Origin of the sequence: Piscinibacter defluvii, from assembly GCF_004011805.1 — a bacterium.
Lineage (GTDB): Bacteria > Pseudomonadota > Gammaproteobacteria > Burkholderiales > Burkholderiaceae_C > Piscinibacter > Piscinibacter defluvii.
The window spans coordinates 575409-591502 of record NZ_ML137196.1 but is presented as its reverse complement, the minus strand read 5'-3'; the positions used below and the strand labels follow the sequence as shown (position 1 = coordinate 591502).

Below are 16094 nucleotides of genomic sequence, written 5' to 3'. Positions count from 1 at the left end.
CGGGGGCAGCACCGGCGGACCGGCGAAGCCGGATCCGCGGTGTTCGCTCGGTCGCAGCCGCAATCGCCCGCGCATCGTTCGCCCGCCTCCCCCCAAGGGCCGAACCCGGCCGCATCGCGCCGCAAGCCCGGCGCCGCTGCAATGACTCCACCGACCGGCACCCGCCGGCCGGGCCACCCGACGGAGTCCCCATGCACTGGCTGCTGGCCCCCACCACCCGACCCTTCATCGCGACGGCCGCACTCGCCTCGCTGCTGCTCAACCTGGCGCTGCTGGCGCCGGCGCTGTACATGCTGCAGGTGTACGACCGCGTGTTCGCGAGCCGCAGCCTCGAGACGCTGGCGCTGCTGACCCTGCTCGCCGGCGGCGCGCTGCTGCTGGCCGGCGCGATGGACCGGGCCCGCGCGCTGGCGCTGGAGGCCGCCGGCCGCGCGCTCGATGCCGCGCTGGCGCCGGCGGCACTGCGCGCGCTGCTGGTGGATGCGGCCACGGCGCGCGGCCGGCTCGACCGCCAGGCGCTGCAGGACGTGGCGCGGCTGCGCGGCTTCCTCGGCGGGCCGGCGGTGCAGGCGCTGTTCGACGCGCCCTGGCTGCCGCTGTACCTGGGGGTGATCACCGCGCTGCACCCGGCGCTGGGCGCGCTGGCGCTGGCTGCGGCCGGGCTGCTGTTCGGGCTCGGCCTCGTCAGCGAGCGGCTGCTGCGTGCGCCTGCCGAGGCCGCCACCACGGCGGCCCGTGCCGCGGCCGGCCAGGTGGACGCACTGACGCGCCACGCCGAGCCGCTGCTCGGCATGGGCATGCTCGGTGCCGGGCTGGCGCGCTGGGCGGCCGGCCACCAGCGCGCGCTGGAGGCGCAGTCGCAGGCCGGCCGCTCGCACGCGGGGCTGGCGGCGCTCGGCCGCGGGCTGCGCCAGGGCGTGCAGGTGGCGATGCTCGGCCTCGGCGCCTGGCTGGTGGTGGCCGAACATGCCTCGCCCGGCATCATGCTCGCCGCCACCGTGCTGGTGGGCCGTGCGCTGCAGCCGGTCGACCACCTGATCGCCGGCTGGAAGGCGCTGCTGGACGTGCGCGCCGCGTGGCGCCGCCTGGGCGCCGCGCCGGCCGAGCCCGAGGCCGCCACTGCGGTGCGCCTGCCGCGTCCGCGTGGCGAACTGCGCCTCGAGCGCGTCAGCCTGCGCGGCGCGGCCGACGCGGCGACCATCGTCAAGTCGGTCAGCCTGCTGCTGCCGGCCGGCGAGTGCCTGGGCATCGTCGGGCCCAGCGGGGCCGGCAAGACCTCGCTGCTGCGCCTGATGCTCGGCCTGCGCGCGCCGCAGCTCGGCTGCGTGCGGCTGGACGGCACCGACCTGGCCGCCTGGCCGGCCGAGCAGCGCGCCGCCGCGGTCGGCTACCTGCCGCAGGACGGTGCGCTGTTCGACGGCAGCGTGGCGCAGAACATCGCCCGGCTCGGGCCGGTCGATTCCGACCAGGTGCTGCGCGCCGCGCGGCGCGCCGGCGTGCACGAGCTGATCGCCCGCCTGCCGCAGGCCTACGAGACCGAGATCGGCGTCGACGGCCTGCGCCTGTCCGGCGGCCAGCGCCAGCGCATCGCCCTGGCGCGTGCGCTGTACGGCGACCCGGCGCTGGTGGTGCTCGACGAACCCGACGCCGGGCTGGACGCCGAGGGCGAGCAGGCGCTCGATGCGGCGCTGCAGGCCCTCAAGGCCGACGGCGTGACGGTGGTGCTGGTGTCGCACCGCACCCGCCTGATGCGCCATGCCGACCGCCTGGCCGTGCTGCGCGACGGCGCGCTCGAGATCTGCGGCCCGCGCGAGGAGGTGCAGGCGCGCCTGAGCGGCCGCACCGTGCTGCCGCTGCGCGCGGCCGAACCCGCCCACGCCGCCCAAGGGAGCCGCGCATGAACACGCTGTCGATGACCCCCGGCGCGGCCACGCTGGCCGCCGGCCTGGCGCAGGCCCCGGCCGATGCGGCGGACCGCGGCCTGCAGCGCCGCCTGCGTCGCGCGGTGCTGCTGCCGGCGCTGGTGGCCGCCGCGCTGCTGGCCGCCTGGAGCGCCGGCGCACCGCTGGCCGGCGCGGTGATCGCCGCCGGGCAGGTGCAGGCCGAGTTCGGCCGCAAGCAGGTGCAGCACCAGGAAGGCGGGCTGCTGCGGGCGCTGTACGTGCGCCCGGGCCAGCCGGTGCGGCGCGGCGACGCGCTGCTGGTGGTCGGCGACCTGCGCAGCGACGCCGCGCTCGAACTGCTCAGGCGCCAGCAGCAGGCCGAACGCCTGCGCGCCGCGCGGGCCACGGCCGAGCTGGCCCTGGCCGGCACGGTGGACTGGCCGGCCGACGCGCGGGCTGCGGCCTACGACGCCTCGCAGCGCGAGCAGCAACTGTTCGAGACGCGCCGGCGCGCGCTCGACGACCGTGTCGCCGCGCTGCAGGCCCAGCAGGTCGCGCTGCGCGCGCAGCAGGCCGCGCTGGAGGAGCAGGCTGCGGCCGCGCAGTCCGCTGCCGCGCTGGCCGGCACCGAGCTGGAGACCCATCGCCCGCTGGTCGAGGCCGGCTTCATCCAGAAGACGCGCCTGATGGGCCTCGAGCGCAGCCTGGCCGACGCCCGGGGCCGCAGCGCCGCCGCGCGCGGTCAGGCCGCGCAGGTGCGCGGCGACCTGGCCGCGCTGGCCAACGCCGTGGCGCAGGCGCGCGCCGACTACCGCCGCCAGGCGGCCGACGAGCTGAAGGAGGCCGGCGCGCGCCTGGCCGAGCTCGAGGAGCGCCTGCGCCCCGGCGTCGACCAGGTCGAGCGCCAGACCGTGCGTGCGCCGGTGGATGGCGTCGTGATGGGCCTGCGCGTCAGCGCGCCGGGCACCGCCGTCGGCCCGCGCGAGACGCTGCTGGAGATTGCGCCGAGCGACGAGACCCTGGTGGTCGAGACGCGCATCGAGCCGCAGGACGTGGCGCACGTGCAGGTCGGCGGCGACGCGTTGGTGCGGCTCGCGGCCTACGAGCAGCGCCGCGTGCCGCTGCTGCCGGCCCGCGTGCGCGCCGTCTCGCCCGATGCCATGGCCGATGCCGACGGCCGGTCGCACTACCGCGCGCAGGTCGAGGTGCCGGCCGCGGAACTGGCGCGCCACCCCGAGCTGCGCCTGCGCGCCGGCATGCCGGCCGAGGTGTTCGTCACCACCGCGCCGCGCAGCCCGCTCGAGTACCTGCTCGAGCCGCTGGGGCTGTTCGCGCGCCGCGCGATGCGCGAGCCCTGAGTTTCCCGTCGAGGAGCGGCCGGCCGGGCACGCGGCCGCTTCCCTCTCCTGCGATCGAGCGTGCCCGAACCTTCCTTCACACCCTGTCAACTCATTGGAGAAAGCATCATGGCCAACATCATCGGCACCGGCAGCAGCAACTTCCTGCTCGGAGACCGCGATCCCCTGCTCCCGAACGACGTGCTGAACTCCGGCTGGCTGGCCGGTGACGACACGATGGCCGGCGTCAACGGCGACGACACCTACAACGTCAATTCGATCGGCGACGTCGTGTTCGAGGACGACGCCCCGTCCTCGGGCGTCGACACCGTGGTGTCGCAGATCTTCAGCTACACGCTGACCGACAACGTCGAGAAGCTCGTGCTGCAGGAGCAGGACCGCTCCGGCATCCTGAACGCCAACGGCACGGTCACCCTCGCGTTCAGCCTGGGCGCGCCGACGGCCGTGGTCGGCACCGGCAACGCGCTGGACAACACGATCACCGGCAACTCGAACGACAACTACCTGTACGGCCTGGACGGCGCCGACACGCTGCTCGGCAACGACGGTGCCGACTGGCTGTTCGGCGGCGAGGGCAACGACTCGATGGAGGGCGGCGACGACGACGACAGCCTCTGGGGCGATGATGGCAACGACACCATGCTCGGCGGCGACGGCGAAGACACCTTCTTCGGCAACGAGGGCAACGATTCGATGACCGGCGGTGCCGGTGACGACACCTACTGGGTCGACGACGTGGGCGACGTGGTCGTCGAGGCCTCGGCCATCGTCTCGGTGCAGCCGCCGGGCATCGACACCGTCTATGCCAGCATCAGCGAGACGCTGGACAGCAACGTCGAGAACCTCACGCTGACCGGCATCGGCAACCTGAACGGCACCGGCAACGGCTCGGCCAACCTGATCAAGGGCAACGTGGGCGCCAACGTGCTCGACGGCAAGGCCGGCGCCGACACGATGGAGGGCAGCACCGGCAACGACACCTACTACGTCGACAACGCCGGCGACGTGGTCACCGAGAACGCCGCCTCCGGCACCGACCTGGTGTATTCGACCGTCACCCACACGCTCAGGGTCAACGTCGAGAAGCTCACGCTGAACGGCACGGCGGCGATCAACGGCACCGGCAACACGCTGAACAACACCATCAACGGCAACAGCGCGGACAACCTGCTGAAGGGCATGAACGGCAACGACACGCTGATCGGCAAGGGTGGCGACGACACCGTCCAGGGGGGCAACGGCGCGGACAGGCTCTACGGCAGCCTGGGCAACGACACCCTGCGCGCGGTGGACGACGTGCCGGGCGTCGACGATGGCGTCGAGGACCGCTTCTACTTCAGCACCGACCCGGCCGCGGTGGACAACTGGGACAAGATCGAGGTCGCCACCTTCAACACTGCCGACGGTGTGGACGACGAGTTGTACCTCGACGATGCGTTCTTCGTGGGCCTCAGCGTGACCGGCGGCACGCTCGACCAGTACGCCGAAGGCGTCGATGTGGACGGCAACAACGAGAACGACGGGATCGGCGTCTACCTCGACACCTCCTCCGGCGACCTGTTCTACAACCCGACCGACAACGTCGCCGGCGACAGCATCCTGTTCGCCTCGATCAGCAACTTCATCACCGGAGGGTCGGCCTCGCTCTCGGCCTCGGACTTCACCCTGTACTGAGCGCCTCGCGCAGCGCCCGCGCCTCGCGGGTGGCTGCGGCATCGACGCCGGCGCTGTCCTCGAGCTGGGCGAGGGCGGCCGCAACGCTGTCGCGCGCGCCGGCGGCGTCCTGCGTCGCACGGCGCGCCAGCGCCTGCGCGAGCAGGGCCTGGCCGAGCGCCTCGGTGTGCGCGAATCCGCGCGCCGCGGCGCGCGCTGCGGCGACCGCCGCATCGGCGTGGCGGCGTGCAGTGTCGCCGTCGCCCAGCGCCAGGTCGGCGCGCGCCAGCAGCGTCAGCGCGAGCGCCTGGTCGCGGCCGGTGGGGGTGAGCCCGGCCAGCGGATCGGCCAGCCGGCGCGCGCGCGCCGCGTCACCCTGCGCCAGCGCAGCCCGTGCGGCGATCAGCGGCAGGCCGGCCAGCACCGGGTGCCCCGGCGCGACCGCCTGGCGCAGGGCCCGCTCGGCCTCGGCCAGCGCGGCCTCGCAGCGCGCCGGCGCGAGGGCGCTGCAGTCGGCCGAGGCGAGCCCGAGCTGCGCGAAGGCCGCGCCGCGGGTGTCGCCCTTGGCCTGGTGCTGCGCCAGCGCCTCGCGCAGCAGCGGCACGGCCTCGTCGGCGCGGCCGAGCTCGACCAGGTTGCGCCCGGCGTTGGTCAGCAGCGCGGCGTCGCGCCCGCGGCTGCGCGGCCGCTCGGCCGCCAGCGCGCGGGCGTAGACCTGCGCGGCGCGGCCCGGCTGGCCGGCGCGCGCCAGGTGCACGCCGAGGTTGTTGGCCAGCGTCGCCGCCGCGGTGGTGTTGCCGCGGCCGATGCGCTCGAACTCGGCGATCGCGCGTTCGTAGGCCGCGATCGCTTCCTGCGGCCGACCCAGCAGGGCCTGCGCATCGCCCACCGAGGTGTGCAGGAAGATCGTGACGGTGCGCAGCCCGGGCCGCGGCTGCGGGCCGATCAGTGCCAGCGCGGCCTCGGCGTCGGCCAGCGCGGCGGCGGCGTCGCCGCTCTGGGCATGCAGGATGGTGCGCTGCTGCCAGCAGGTCAGGCGCGCCGGGTCGTAGCCGATCGACGCTGCGGGCAGCGCGGCGACGGTGCGCTCGAACAGCGCGCGTGCCGCGTCGATGCGGCTGGTGGCCGCCAGCAGCCCGGCCAGCGTGCAGTCGACCTGAGCGCGCACCTCCGCGTCGGTGCTGGCGGCGCGGGCCTGCTCGAGCAGCCGCTCGGCACTGCGGAAGTCGTCCATCTCGCCGTGCAGGTCGGCCAGCATCAGCAGCAGGCGGGCGCGCAGCCGCGGATCGTCGGCGAACTGGCGCTCGACCTGTGCCTGCGCACGCTGCAGCAGCTCGCGCGTGGTGAAGGGCCTCTCCGCACCCTCGCTGAGCAGGAAGCGCATCAGCTCGTCGGCCGATTCCGCATAGGCCAGCTCCTGCAGCGCACGGTCGCGCTGCGCCTGGGCCTCCTGTGCCTGCACCTGGGCGCGGCGCGCCTGGCTCAGCGTGCCGGCCACGCCGGCCGCGATGGCCAGCGCGACGAACAGCCCGGCGAGCGCGACGACGCGGTGCCGGCGCAGCCACTTGGCGCCGCGATAGGCGAGCGAGTCGGGCCGTGCCTGCACCGGCTCGCCGGCCAGGTGGCGCTGCAGGTCGGCGGCGAAGGCCTCGATGCTGAGGTAGCGCTCGGCGGGCGCCTTCTTCAGCGCCTTGGCCAGGATGGTGTCGAGGTCGCCGCGCAGCGCACGCGCTGTCGCGCGGTCGGCGGCGCGGCTGCTGGCCGGCGGCACCTCGGCCTCGAGCACCGCCCGTTCGAGCGCGGCCGCCGGCACGTGCGCGATGCGGTACGGCCGCTGCCCGGTGAGCAGCTCGTACAGCACCACGCCGAGCGAGTAGACGTCGGCGGCCACGCCCACCGGGCGGCCGGCCACCTGCTCCGGCGCGGCGTAGTCGGGCGTGACCGGGCGGCCGAGCAGGCGCGTCAGGTCGGCGCCGCCGGCCGGCGCGGCGGCGTCGTCCGGGGCAAGCAGCTTGGCCACGCCGAAGTCGAGCAGGCGCACCTCGCCGGCCGGGGTGACGAGGATGTTGCTCGGTTTGAGGTCGCGATGCACCACCAGCCGGGCGTGCGCATGGGCCACCGCGTCGGCCACCTGTAGCACCAGGCGCAGGCGGGCGCGCAGGTCGATCCGGTGGGTCGCGCAGTGGCGGTCGATCGGCTCGCCGTCGACCAGCTCCATCGCCAGCCAGGGCCGCCCGGCCGGCGTGATGCCGGCGTCGTAGAGCCGCGCGATGTGCGGGTGCTCGAGCCCGGCCAGGATGTCGCGCTCGGCCACCATGCGCCGCGCCAGCCCCGGCGCCCACAGCCTGGCCGGCAGCTTGAGCGCCTCCTGGCGCTGCAGGCTGCCGTCGATGCGCTCGGCCACCCACACCGTGGACATGCCGCCGGCGCCGAGCGGGCGCAGCAGCCGGTACGGGCCGATCACGTCGCCGGGGCGGTCCTCGTCCGCCTCGGCGGCGTCCAGCGCGGGCAGGTCCAGGCGCAGCGGCCGCTGCAGGAAGGTGTCGGTCTCGACCCCGGCGCGCGACAGCAGTGCGCCCAGCAGCGGCCGCAGGTCGGCCTGCTCGGCCGGCAGGCGCTCGAGCCAGGCAACACGCTCGGCCGGCGCCAGCGCGAGCGCCTCGTCGAGCAGGCGGTTGACGCGCTTCAGGCGTTCGGCGTCGGGGGTGGCGGTCATGGCGGTGCTGCGACGCGGCGTCAGGGCCGCGCGGCCGCGAGCGCGGCCCCGGGGGCCAGGGTGGCCTGCAGATGGGCCTCGGCCTGCGCCTGCGCCGCCGCCGCCGCATCGACGCGGCCCTCGTCGCGCTCGAGTGCGGCGAGCGCGCGCCAGGCCAGCCCGGTGTGCAGCGAATGCGGCCGCCGGCCCTGCAGCCGCTGCGCCTGCGCGAGGCACTGGTCGAGCCAGTGGCGCGCGCCGTCCCGGTCGCCCGCGGCGCGCGCCGCATCGCCGCGCAGGCACAGCGCGGCGATGCGGTTCAGGTCGACCAGCCCGCGTTCGTCCAGCAGACCGAGCAGGCGCTGCGCGGTGTCGCGCGCCGCGGCTGGCTCGCCCTGGTCGAGCTGCAGGCGGCCGAGGGCGAGCAGGCGGCGCAGGTCGGCCGGGTTGCCCGGCGGCACCTGCTCGCCCATCGCCTGGCCGGCCTGCTGCAGCAGGCCGCGCGCGCCGTCCCGGTCGCCCTGCTGGCGGCGCAGGCTGGCCAGGCCGACCAGCGCGCTCACCACCACCGCCTGGTTGCCCGCCTGGCGCGCCGAGGCCAGCGCCTCCTCGTAGCGGCGCGCGGCGGCGTCGAGCTCGCCGGCCAGCTTGTGGCCGAGCGCGAGGTTGTCGGCGATCACCGGCGGCAGCGGCTGCTGCGGCCCGTCGAGCCGCCGGTAGGCCGCGGCCACCTCCTCGAGCAGCACGACGCCGCGGCGCGGCAGCCCGGCGCCGAAGTTCAGCCGCGCCAGGCGGATGCGCGCGTTGTGCGCGCCGGTGCCGTCGGCACGGCCGACCGCGGCGAGCTGCTCCAGCGCCGCCTGCAACTGCGGCTCGGCCTCGTCGTAGCGCCCGTGCAGGATCAGCGCGTGGCCCAGGTCGCTGCGCACCTCGGCCTGCAGCCACACCGGCGCGCGCCGCACCCGGGCCAGGTTGTCGTAGGCGCCCTGGGCGTAGCGCAGCGCGCCGGCCGCGTCGGAGGACTGGCGCGCCAGGAAGCCGCGCGCCGCGAAGCAGCTGGCGCGGGTCTCCGGGCCGATCGCCGCCGCGACCAGCCAGCGGTCGAGTAGCGGAGCCGCCTCGCCGGGGCGGCCCGATTCGCTCAGCGTGCGGCCGAGCACGCACTCGATGTTGGCCTGCAGGTCGGCATCGCCCGCCACCGCGGCCCGCTGCGCGGCACGCCGCAGCAGCGGCTCGAGCGTGGCCATGTCGCCGAAGTGGCCGTGGTACTCGGCCAGCATCATCAGCGCCAGTGCCTCCTTGGCCGGCGCGCCGCGGAACAGCTCGCCGGCCACGCGCTCGCCGCCGGCCAGCAGCCGGCGCAGCGCGGCGGTCTGCGCCTCGTCGGCATGCTCGGTCAGCAGGGTGTTGAAGAACTCGAGCGCGGCCTGGCTCTGCTGCAGCTCGACGTCGGCGCGGTCGCGCTCGCGCTCGATGGCCCGCGCCTGCCACAGCGAGACGCCGAGCGCCACGGCCAGCAGCGTCGTGAAGGCCACGGTCGCGACCACGCCCCAGCGGTGCCGGCGCGCGAACTTGGCGGCGCGGTAGGCCAGGCCGTCGGGCCGCGCGCGCACCGGTTCGCCGCGCAGGTGGCGCTCCAGGTCGGCGGCCAGCGCCTCGACGCTCGGGTAGCGTTCTGCCGGGTCCTTGCGCAGCGCCTTCAGCACGATGGTGTCGAGGTCGCCGCGCAGCGCACGGGCGCGGCGCCGGTCGGCCGCCACGCGGGTGCTCGGCGGCGCGAGCTCGGCCTCGGCCCGGGCCGGCCCGGGCGGCGGACGCTGCCCGGCCAGCAGCTCGTAGAGCACGACGCCGAGCGCGTACACGTCGGCCGCCACGCCGACCGGCCGGCCGGCGAGCTGCTCCGGCGCCGCGTACTCGGGCGTCACCGCGCGGCCGAGCAGCCGGGTCAGGCCCGGGGCGCTGTCGTGCTCGAGCAGCTTGGCGACACCGAAGTCGAGCAGCCGCACCTCGCCCTGCGCGTCGACCAGGATGTTGCTCGGCTTCAGGTCGCGGTGCACCACCAGCCGGGCATGCGCATGCGCCACCGCGTCGGCCACCTGCAGCACGAGGCGCACGCGCGCCGCGACGTCGAGCCGCCGTGCGTCGCAGTAGGCGTCGATCGCCTGGCCGTCGACCCGCTCCATCGCCAGCCAGGGCCGGCCCGCGGGCGTGACGCCGGCGTCGTAGAGCCGGGCGATGCGCGGGTGCTCGAGCGTGGCGAGGATGTCGCGCTCGCGCGCCATGCGCCGCGCTAGCCCGGGCGCCCAGCCGGCGCGCGGCAGCTTGAGCGCCTCCTGGCGCTGCAGGCTGCCGTCGGTGCGCTCGGCCAGCCAGACGCTGGCCATGCCGCCGGCGCCGAGCTCGCGCAGCAGGCGGTAGGGGCCGATCAGGTCGCCGGCGCGGTCGGCCGGCTCGTCGGGGTCGTCGAGCTCGTCGATCCCGAGGCGCAGCGGCTGGGCCAGGAAGTCGTCGGTCTCGATCGCGGCGCGCGCCAGCAGGGCGCGCAGCATCGGCAGCAGGTCGGCATGCCGGGCCGGCAGCGCCGCCAGCCAGGCCTCACGCTCGCCCTCGGGCAGCGCGAGCGCCTGCTCGAGCAGCGTGTTGACACGCTTCAGGCGCTCGGCATCGGGCGGCGACGCGGCCATGCGTGCGCCTCAGGCCAGGCTCAGCGCCCGAGCATCTGCGCCAGCAGCAGCCGGGCGCGCTCCCAGTCGCGCCGCACGGTGCGGTCGGTCACGCCCAGCGCGCTGCCGATCTCGACATCGGTCAGCCCGGCGAAATAGCGCATCTCGACCACCCGCACCAGGCGCGGGTCGACCTGCGCCAGCGTCTCCAGCGCGTCGTGCACCGCGAGGATCTCCTCGTCGGAGGAGCCGAGCGACTCGGCCGCGCGGGTGTCCAGCGTCACGTGCTCGACGTCGCCGCCGCGCCGCTCGGCGCTGCGCCGGCGCACGAAGTCGATCACGATCGAGCGCATCGTGGTGGCGGCGTAGGCGAGGAAATGCTCGCGGTCCTTCAGTGCCAGCTCGCCGTTGCGCTGCATGCGCAGGAAGGCCTCGTGCACCAGGGCCGAGGTGTCCAGCAGCGTGTGGCGGCCGCCCGAGGCCAGGCGCGAGCGCGCCAGGCGGCGCAGCTCCGCGTACAGCGCCGGGAAGAGCGCCTGCACCGATTCCGGCGTCGGCGGCGAGGTGGGGTCGGCGGGAGACATTCCATCGAGAATAGCGCGCCGCGCCCCGCGATGCACCCATGGCCGGGCCCCTCTCAGTGGCGTGTCCGGATCGGCGGCGGTTCTGCGTGGGGCGAGCGCTCCAGCAGCGCCTGGATCTGCGGCAGCGCGCGACGCGTGGCCTGCAGGCCGGCCTCGTAGCACTCGGGCAGCGCCGCGGTCTCCCACAGCCCGACATGGCGCGCCAGCGGCAGCTCGAGTGCCACGATGGGTTGCCCGGCGGCGCGCGCCGCCTCCAGCCGGGCCTGCTGCAGGTTGTTGGTCAGCGCCGTGCTGACCTGCGCCAGCAGGCGCGAAGCGCGGTCCACACGGCGCGGCATGCTGCCGCGGAAGCCGAGCGTGACGACCAGCTGCGCGTCGGCCGCCGCGCCGATCGGCAGCGGATCGGAGATCACGCCGTCGACCAGGCGCCGCCCTCCCAGCTCGACGCTCGGGAACAGGAAGGGCACCGCCATGCTGGCGCGCAGCGCGTCCACCAGCGGGCCCTCGGCGAGCACGGTGGAGGCGCCGCTCGCGGCCTCGGTGACGGCCACGCGCAGCGCCAGCGGCAGCTGCTCGATGCGGCGCTCGCCGAAGGCCTGCGCCAGGCGCCGGGCGATCAGCCGGTCGTCGCGCAGCGCGAAGTCGCGCGGGAAGCCGAGCAGCCGCGGCGCCACCAGCTGCGCATAGGCGCGCCAGCGGCGCTGGCCGGTCAGCTCGGGCGACCAGAGCGTGCGCGCACGTGCCAGCGCCTCCTCGGCGGGCATCTGCGCCGCGATGGTGGCGCCGAACAGCGCGCCCGAGCTGCAGCCCACCACCACGTCCGGCCGCAGGCCCGCGCGTGTCAGCACGTCGGCGATGGCCACCGCGGCCACGCTGCGCACCCCGCCGCTGCCGAGCACCAGCGCAATGCGTGGACGGGTCATGCCGCCGCAGCGGTGACGGCCGCCTGCAACCGGCGCTCGACCACGATCAGGCGCCGGTCGCTGCGGTGCGGCGTGCCGAGGAAGCCGCAGCGCCGCACCAGGCCGAGCATCGGCAGGTTGTCGGCCAGCACCGAGCCGTACAGCCAGTGCAGCCCTCGCTCGGCGGCCGCGTCGGCCAGGCCCAGCAGCGCGCGCTGGCCGATGCCGCGGCGGCGCCAGCCGCCGGCCACCATCAGCGCGAACTCGGCGTCCTGCCCGGTCATGTCGACCGCGCAGCGCACGTCGGCCACCAGCAGCTCCTCGCCGCGCCGGCGTGCGGTGACCACCAGCGCGATCTCGCGTGCCGGGTCGACGCTGGTCAGGCGCGACAGCCAGGCGGTGGAGACGCCGTTGACGGCGCCGTGGAAGCGCCGCCGCCGGTCCGGCGTGGGCAGTTCGTCGATCAGTCGGCCCAGCGCGTCGGCGTCGCCCGGGCGCAAGGCGCGCAAGGTGAGCGGGGTGCCATCGGCCAGGGACCAGCATTCGGGGTAGGGCATCGCAATCATCCTCCTGTGCCCCCTGTTCCACGCAGTCCGGGGAGCCGGGCGGACAGGCGGGGCCATGTCCGCCGGCGCGGCCGCGTTGCGTGGAACCACGCGAGACAGGCTCGCGGAGGACATGCCATGGCACTGATCGCGTCGCTCGGGCTGCGGCCCACCCAACGCATGCTGGCGCTGGCCGATGCCGCCGACGGGCCCGAGGTGGCCGCGCTGCTGCCCGACCTCGCCGCGCCGGCCCAGGCCGCTCCGGGCGTCAAGGGCGGCGCCGAGGTCGAGCTGGTGACCCGCGAGTTCCCGGCCCGGCGCACCAGGTACGGCGAGCTCAAGGTCTCGGCGACGCTCAAGCTGCAGGCGCTGGGCGGCTCGGGCCAGGGCGACGGCGGCTTCACCGGCATGGTGACCTCGAAGGACAAGTCCGGCGGCCGCGCGCCCGGCATCAAGAAGACCTTCGGCTACGCCGACATTGCCGACCGCGAGCTGTTCGCCGGCTTCGAGCTGAAGGACTTCTCGGTCGCCTTCGAGAACGAGATCTCGGGGCTGGACATCACGGTCGCGGGCCTGGTCAAGTTCACGCTCGTCACCAACGCCTTCCAGGCCAAGGCGCAGACCAAGCTGACGCTGCTGAACATCAAGGGCGCGAAGGAGATCGCCGGGCCGGCGCTCGAGATCAAGGTCGCGCCGGTCGAGTTCCAGCGCAGCATCGGCGGCGTGCAGACCAAGGTGCTGGCCGAGTACAAGGCCAGCTTCACGGTCGACGCGAAGAAGGTCGGCGCCGAGGTCGGCAAGCAGGTGATCGAGAAGGTGGCCAAGGAGGCGCTCGAGAAGGAGGCCAAGAAGGCCGGCGTGCGGGTGCTCGGCCGCCAGGCCGCCGAGAAGGTGCTGCAGCGGCTCGGCCCGCTGGCGGCCGCCTTCGGCGTCGGGCTGGAGATCGGCGAGCTGCTGAACAAGTACAGCGCCGCGCCGCAGGCGGCCAAGTTCGTGATCGACGAGATCCTCGGCGACCTGGCCGAGCGTTATCACGAGAAGGACACGCTCGGCAAGATGTGGCTGATCTCGAAGAACAGCCCGCGCATCCTGGCCGCGCTGGTGGCCGGCGGGGTGATCGGCACGATCGCCGGCATCGGCGACCTGGTGCTGTTCAAGCTCTTCGGGCTCGACAAGTTGAGGGACTACGCGCAGGCGCTGAAGGCCTTCGGCGCCGGCCTCACCGAGCTGGCGACGGTGGCGCGGGTTCCGGCCGACGCCTTTGCCGGCGCCCTGGCCTACACGGGCATGGTGCTGGGCATCAAGTACAACCCGAAACACGCGATCCTCGCGCACGGTGCGCTCGAGCCGCTGTTCGCCGGCGTGTTCCGCCGCATCCGGCCGATGTACGCCGCCGGCAAGGCCATGCAGGTGAGCAGCCTGCGCCTGCAGGACGCCGCGCCCGACCCGGCCGCGCTGCTGAAGTTCGCGACCTACGCCCACGGCTTCCGCATGAATTGGCAGGGCCGCATCGACCTGGCCAGCCCGCAGAGCGTGGCCGGTTCGCTGCGCGGCCTGGCGCTGCCGGAGTTCGTGGCCTTCCTCGAAGCGAACCGGCTGGTGCGCTACGACGTCAGCTTCCCGGCCAGCATGGATCCCGACGAGATCGACGAGAAGCTGCTGGACGAACTGGCCTGAGCTCCGGGGGCACGGCGTGGCGGTCCTGGCGCGGGATATGCTCCTTCCGCGCCGAGGAGAACACCATGCCCGCCGAAGTCCACCACGTCACCCACCCGCTGGTACAGCACAAGCTGACCTTGATGCGCCAGAAGGACCGCAGCACCAACAGCTTCCGCCGCCTGCTGGGCGAGATCTCGATGCTGATGGCCTACGAGGTTACGCGCGACATGCCGACCCAGCTGATCGAGATCGAGACGCCGCTCGAGAAGACCATGGCGCCGGTGATCGACGGCAAGAAGACGGTGTTCGTGTCGATCATGCGCGCCGGTGCCGGCTTCCTCGACGGCATGCTCAACGTGGTGCCGGGCGCGCGCATCGGCCACATCGGGCTGTACCGCGACCCGAAGACGCTGGTGGCGGTCGAGTACTACTTCAAGATGCCCTCGGAGATGCACGAGCGCGACGCCATCGTGCTCGACCCGATGCTGGCCACCGGCAACTCGGCCGTCGCCGCGGTGGACCGGCTGAAGGAGACGAAGCCGAAATCGATCCGCTTCGTCTGCCTGCTCGCCGCGCCCGAGGGCCTGGCGAACTTCCACGCCAACCACCCGGACGTGCCGGTCTACACCGCGGCGATCGACCGCCAGCTCGACGAGCACGGCTACATCGTGCCCGGCCTCGGCGACGCCGGGGACCGCATCTTCGGCACCAAGTAGCCCGTGGCGGCTGCCGCTGCGCCGCTGGCCGCGCTGACCAGCCTGCGCTTCGTCGCCGCCTTCGCGGTGCTGCTGCTGCACTATCGCGACGCCTTCGGCCCGCTGCCGCCCTGGCTGCTGCGCGGCGTGATCGGCGGGCAGTACGGCGTGACCTTCTTCTTCGTGCTCAGCGGCTTCATCCTGACCTGGCGCTACCACGACTGGTTCGCCGCGGGCGTGGACGAGCGCCACTACCTCTGGTTCCAGCGCTTCCGCTTCGCGCGCCTGTTCCCGGTGTACCTGCTCGGCCTGCTGCTGGACACGCCGGCGCACCTGGTCGAGCGTGCCGCCGCCGGTGCGCTGGCCCGCGATGGCGCGCTGTACTGGGCCGCCTGGCTGATCAACGCGCTCGCCCTGCAGGCCTGGGTGCCGCGGGTGCCGTTCGCGATGTTCTGGAACACGCCGGCCTGGAGCGTCTCGGCCGAGTGCTTCTTCTACGCCGTCTTTCCGTTCGTGACGCTGGGGCTGGCGCGCCGGGTCCGCGGGGGTGGCGGCCTCGCGGCCCTGTTCGTCGCGGTCTGGCTCGGCGGCATCGCGCTGTATGCGGCGGCGATCTACCTGCTCACCTGGGTCTGGCCGCTGCAGGGCGAGCCGCTGTACATCGTGCTGGTCTACCACCCGCTGCTGCGCAGCAGCGAGTTCCTGGCCGGCTGCGTGCTCGGCCAGTTCTTCGTGCGCTCCCAACGCGCCGGCGGCGGCTGGCTGGCGGCCAGCGCGGCGCGGCGCCACGCGGTCATCGTGCTGTGCCTGGCGCTGATCGCGCTGCGCGTCTGGCTGCCCGACTACACCGGCCCGAACCGCTGGGCCTGGCTGCTGGATGTGGCGGCCAAGTACGGCGTCTTCGTGCTGCCCTTCGCGGGGCTGATCCTGGCGCTGGCCGCCGGCCGCACCGTGCTGCACGGGGTGCTCGAGCGGCCGGCGCTGGTGCTGCTGGGCGAAGCGAGCTACGCGCTCTACATCATCCACTGGTCGGTGGTCACGCTGATCCAGCAGCGCGTGTTCGGCGCCGCGTCCACGCCGGCGCTGCACGCCGCGCTGCTGCTGGCCACCGTGGCCGCGTCGGTGCTCGTCTACCGCGGCTTCGAGCTGCCCTGGCGCGCGCGCCTGCGCGGGGCCCAGCCGCCCGGCCTCAGCCCTTGAACGGATTGGCCGTCGCGAACCACAGCCCGATGCCGGTGGCGATGATGAACGCGCCGTCCAGCACGCCGACGAGCAGGAACACCTTGGCCTGCAGCGGCTCCATCAGCTCGGGCTGGCGCGCGCTCGCCTCCACGTAGCGGCTGGCCAGCAGGCCCACGCCCAGGCAGGACCCGATCGCCCCCAGGCCGATCATGTGGCCGACGGCCAGCGGCAGGTACTCGTTCACGCGGCACTCCTTGCTTGCGACACTGGCCCTA

The 16094-nt window shown here is 74.7% G+C and carries 12 protein-coding genes; 6 read left to right on the top strand and 6 right to left on the bottom strand.

The genetic code is table 11. The annotated features are described in order from the left end of the window. The first annotated feature begins 191 nt into the window (after positions 1–191). From D9C15_RS02670 to D9C15_RS02660, 3 genes are all read left to right on the top strand, one after another. Positions 192–1901 carry a type I secretion system permease/ATPase gene (locus D9C15_RS02670; protein WP_127995865.1) on the top strand — a complete coding sequence of 570 codons (1710 nt, stop codon included), beginning with the start codon at positions 192–194 and terminating at the stop codon, positions 1899–1901. Beyond that, a complete protein-coding gene (locus tag D9C15_RS02665; RefSeq protein WP_127995864.1) occupies positions 1898–3241 on the top strand; it encodes an HlyD family type I secretion periplasmic adaptor subunit in 1344 nt (447 codons plus the stop codon). Before D9C15_RS02670 ends, D9C15_RS02665 begins: the two co-directional genes overlap by 4 nt. A 108-nt stretch (positions 3242–3349) precedes the next feature. Further along, positions 3350–4915, top strand: a complete 1566-nt coding sequence (locus tag D9C15_RS02660) for a calcium-binding protein (protein WP_127995863.1) — start codon at positions 3350–3352, stop codon at positions 4913–4915. Here the strand turns inward: D9C15_RS02660 and D9C15_RS02655 are convergent. Genes D9C15_RS02655 through D9C15_RS02635 form a run of 5 tightly spaced genes read right to left on the bottom strand, consistent with a single transcriptional unit; the run spans position 4902 to position 12295 of the window. Continuing rightward, the gene (locus D9C15_RS02655) at positions 4902–7610 is read right to left on the bottom strand and encodes a serine/threonine-protein kinase (RefSeq protein WP_127995862.1); all 2709 of its coding nucleotides are present in this window, start codon (positions 7608–7610) and stop codon (positions 4902–4904) included. The two genes, D9C15_RS02660 and D9C15_RS02655, sit on opposite strands and share 14 nt — an antisense overlap. Before the next feature lie 20 nt (positions 7611–7630). Continuing rightward, entirely contained in the window at positions 7631–10273 is a 2643-nt protein-coding gene (locus D9C15_RS02650) for a serine/threonine-protein kinase (protein ID WP_127995861.1), read from the bottom strand. Positions 10274–10293: 20 nt separating this feature from the next. Beyond that, positions 10294–10836 (bottom strand): ECF-type sigma factor, encoded by a 543-nt coding sequence (locus tag D9C15_RS02645; RefSeq protein WP_127995860.1) that lies wholly within the window; start codon positions 10834–10836, stop codon positions 10294–10296. Between the two features lie 53 nt (positions 10837–10889). Beyond that, positions 10890–11759, bottom strand: coding sequence for a patatin-like phospholipase family protein (locus D9C15_RS02640; protein WP_127995859.1), 870 nt, complete (start codon positions 11757–11759; stop codon positions 10890–10892). After that, complete coding sequence (locus D9C15_RS02635) at positions 11756–12295, bottom strand: GNAT family N-acetyltransferase (protein ID WP_164886625.1); 540 nt, start codon at positions 12293–12295, stop codon at positions 11756–11758. The genes D9C15_RS02640 and D9C15_RS02635 overlap by 4 nt, the downstream gene beginning before the upstream one ends. A gap of 126 nt (positions 12296–12421) precedes the next feature. Here D9C15_RS02635 and D9C15_RS02630 point away from each other — a divergent pair, with 126 nt between their 5' ends. The 3 genes from D9C15_RS02630 to D9C15_RS02620 all read left to right on the top strand — a co-directional run bounded on the left by D9C15_RS02630 (position 12422) and on the right by D9C15_RS02620 (position 15837). Next, positions 12422–13960, top strand: a complete 1539-nt coding sequence (locus tag D9C15_RS02630) for a hypothetical protein (RefSeq protein ID WP_127995857.1) — start codon at positions 12422–12424, stop codon at positions 13958–13960. Positions 13961–14025: 65 nt separating this feature from the next. Next, on the top strand, positions 14026–14658 hold the full coding sequence (upp, locus tag D9C15_RS02625; protein WP_127995856.1) for a uracil phosphoribosyltransferase: 633 nt from the start codon (positions 14026–14028) through the stop codon (positions 14656–14658). Positions 14659–14661: 3 nt separating this feature from the next. Further along, the gene (locus D9C15_RS02620; RefSeq protein ID WP_127995855.1) at positions 14662–15837 is read left to right on the top strand and encodes an acyltransferase family protein; all 1176 of its coding nucleotides are present in this window, start codon (positions 14662–14664) and stop codon (positions 15835–15837) included. On the opposite strand, the gene atpE is transcribed toward D9C15_RS02620, so the two are convergent. After that, on the bottom strand, positions 15827–16063 hold the full coding sequence (gene atpE, locus D9C15_RS02615; protein WP_127995854.1) for a F0F1 ATP synthase subunit C: 237 nt from the start codon (positions 16061–16063) through the stop codon (positions 15827–15829). The two genes, D9C15_RS02620 and atpE, sit on opposite strands and share 11 nt — an antisense overlap. Positions 16064–16094 lie beyond the last annotated feature (31 nt).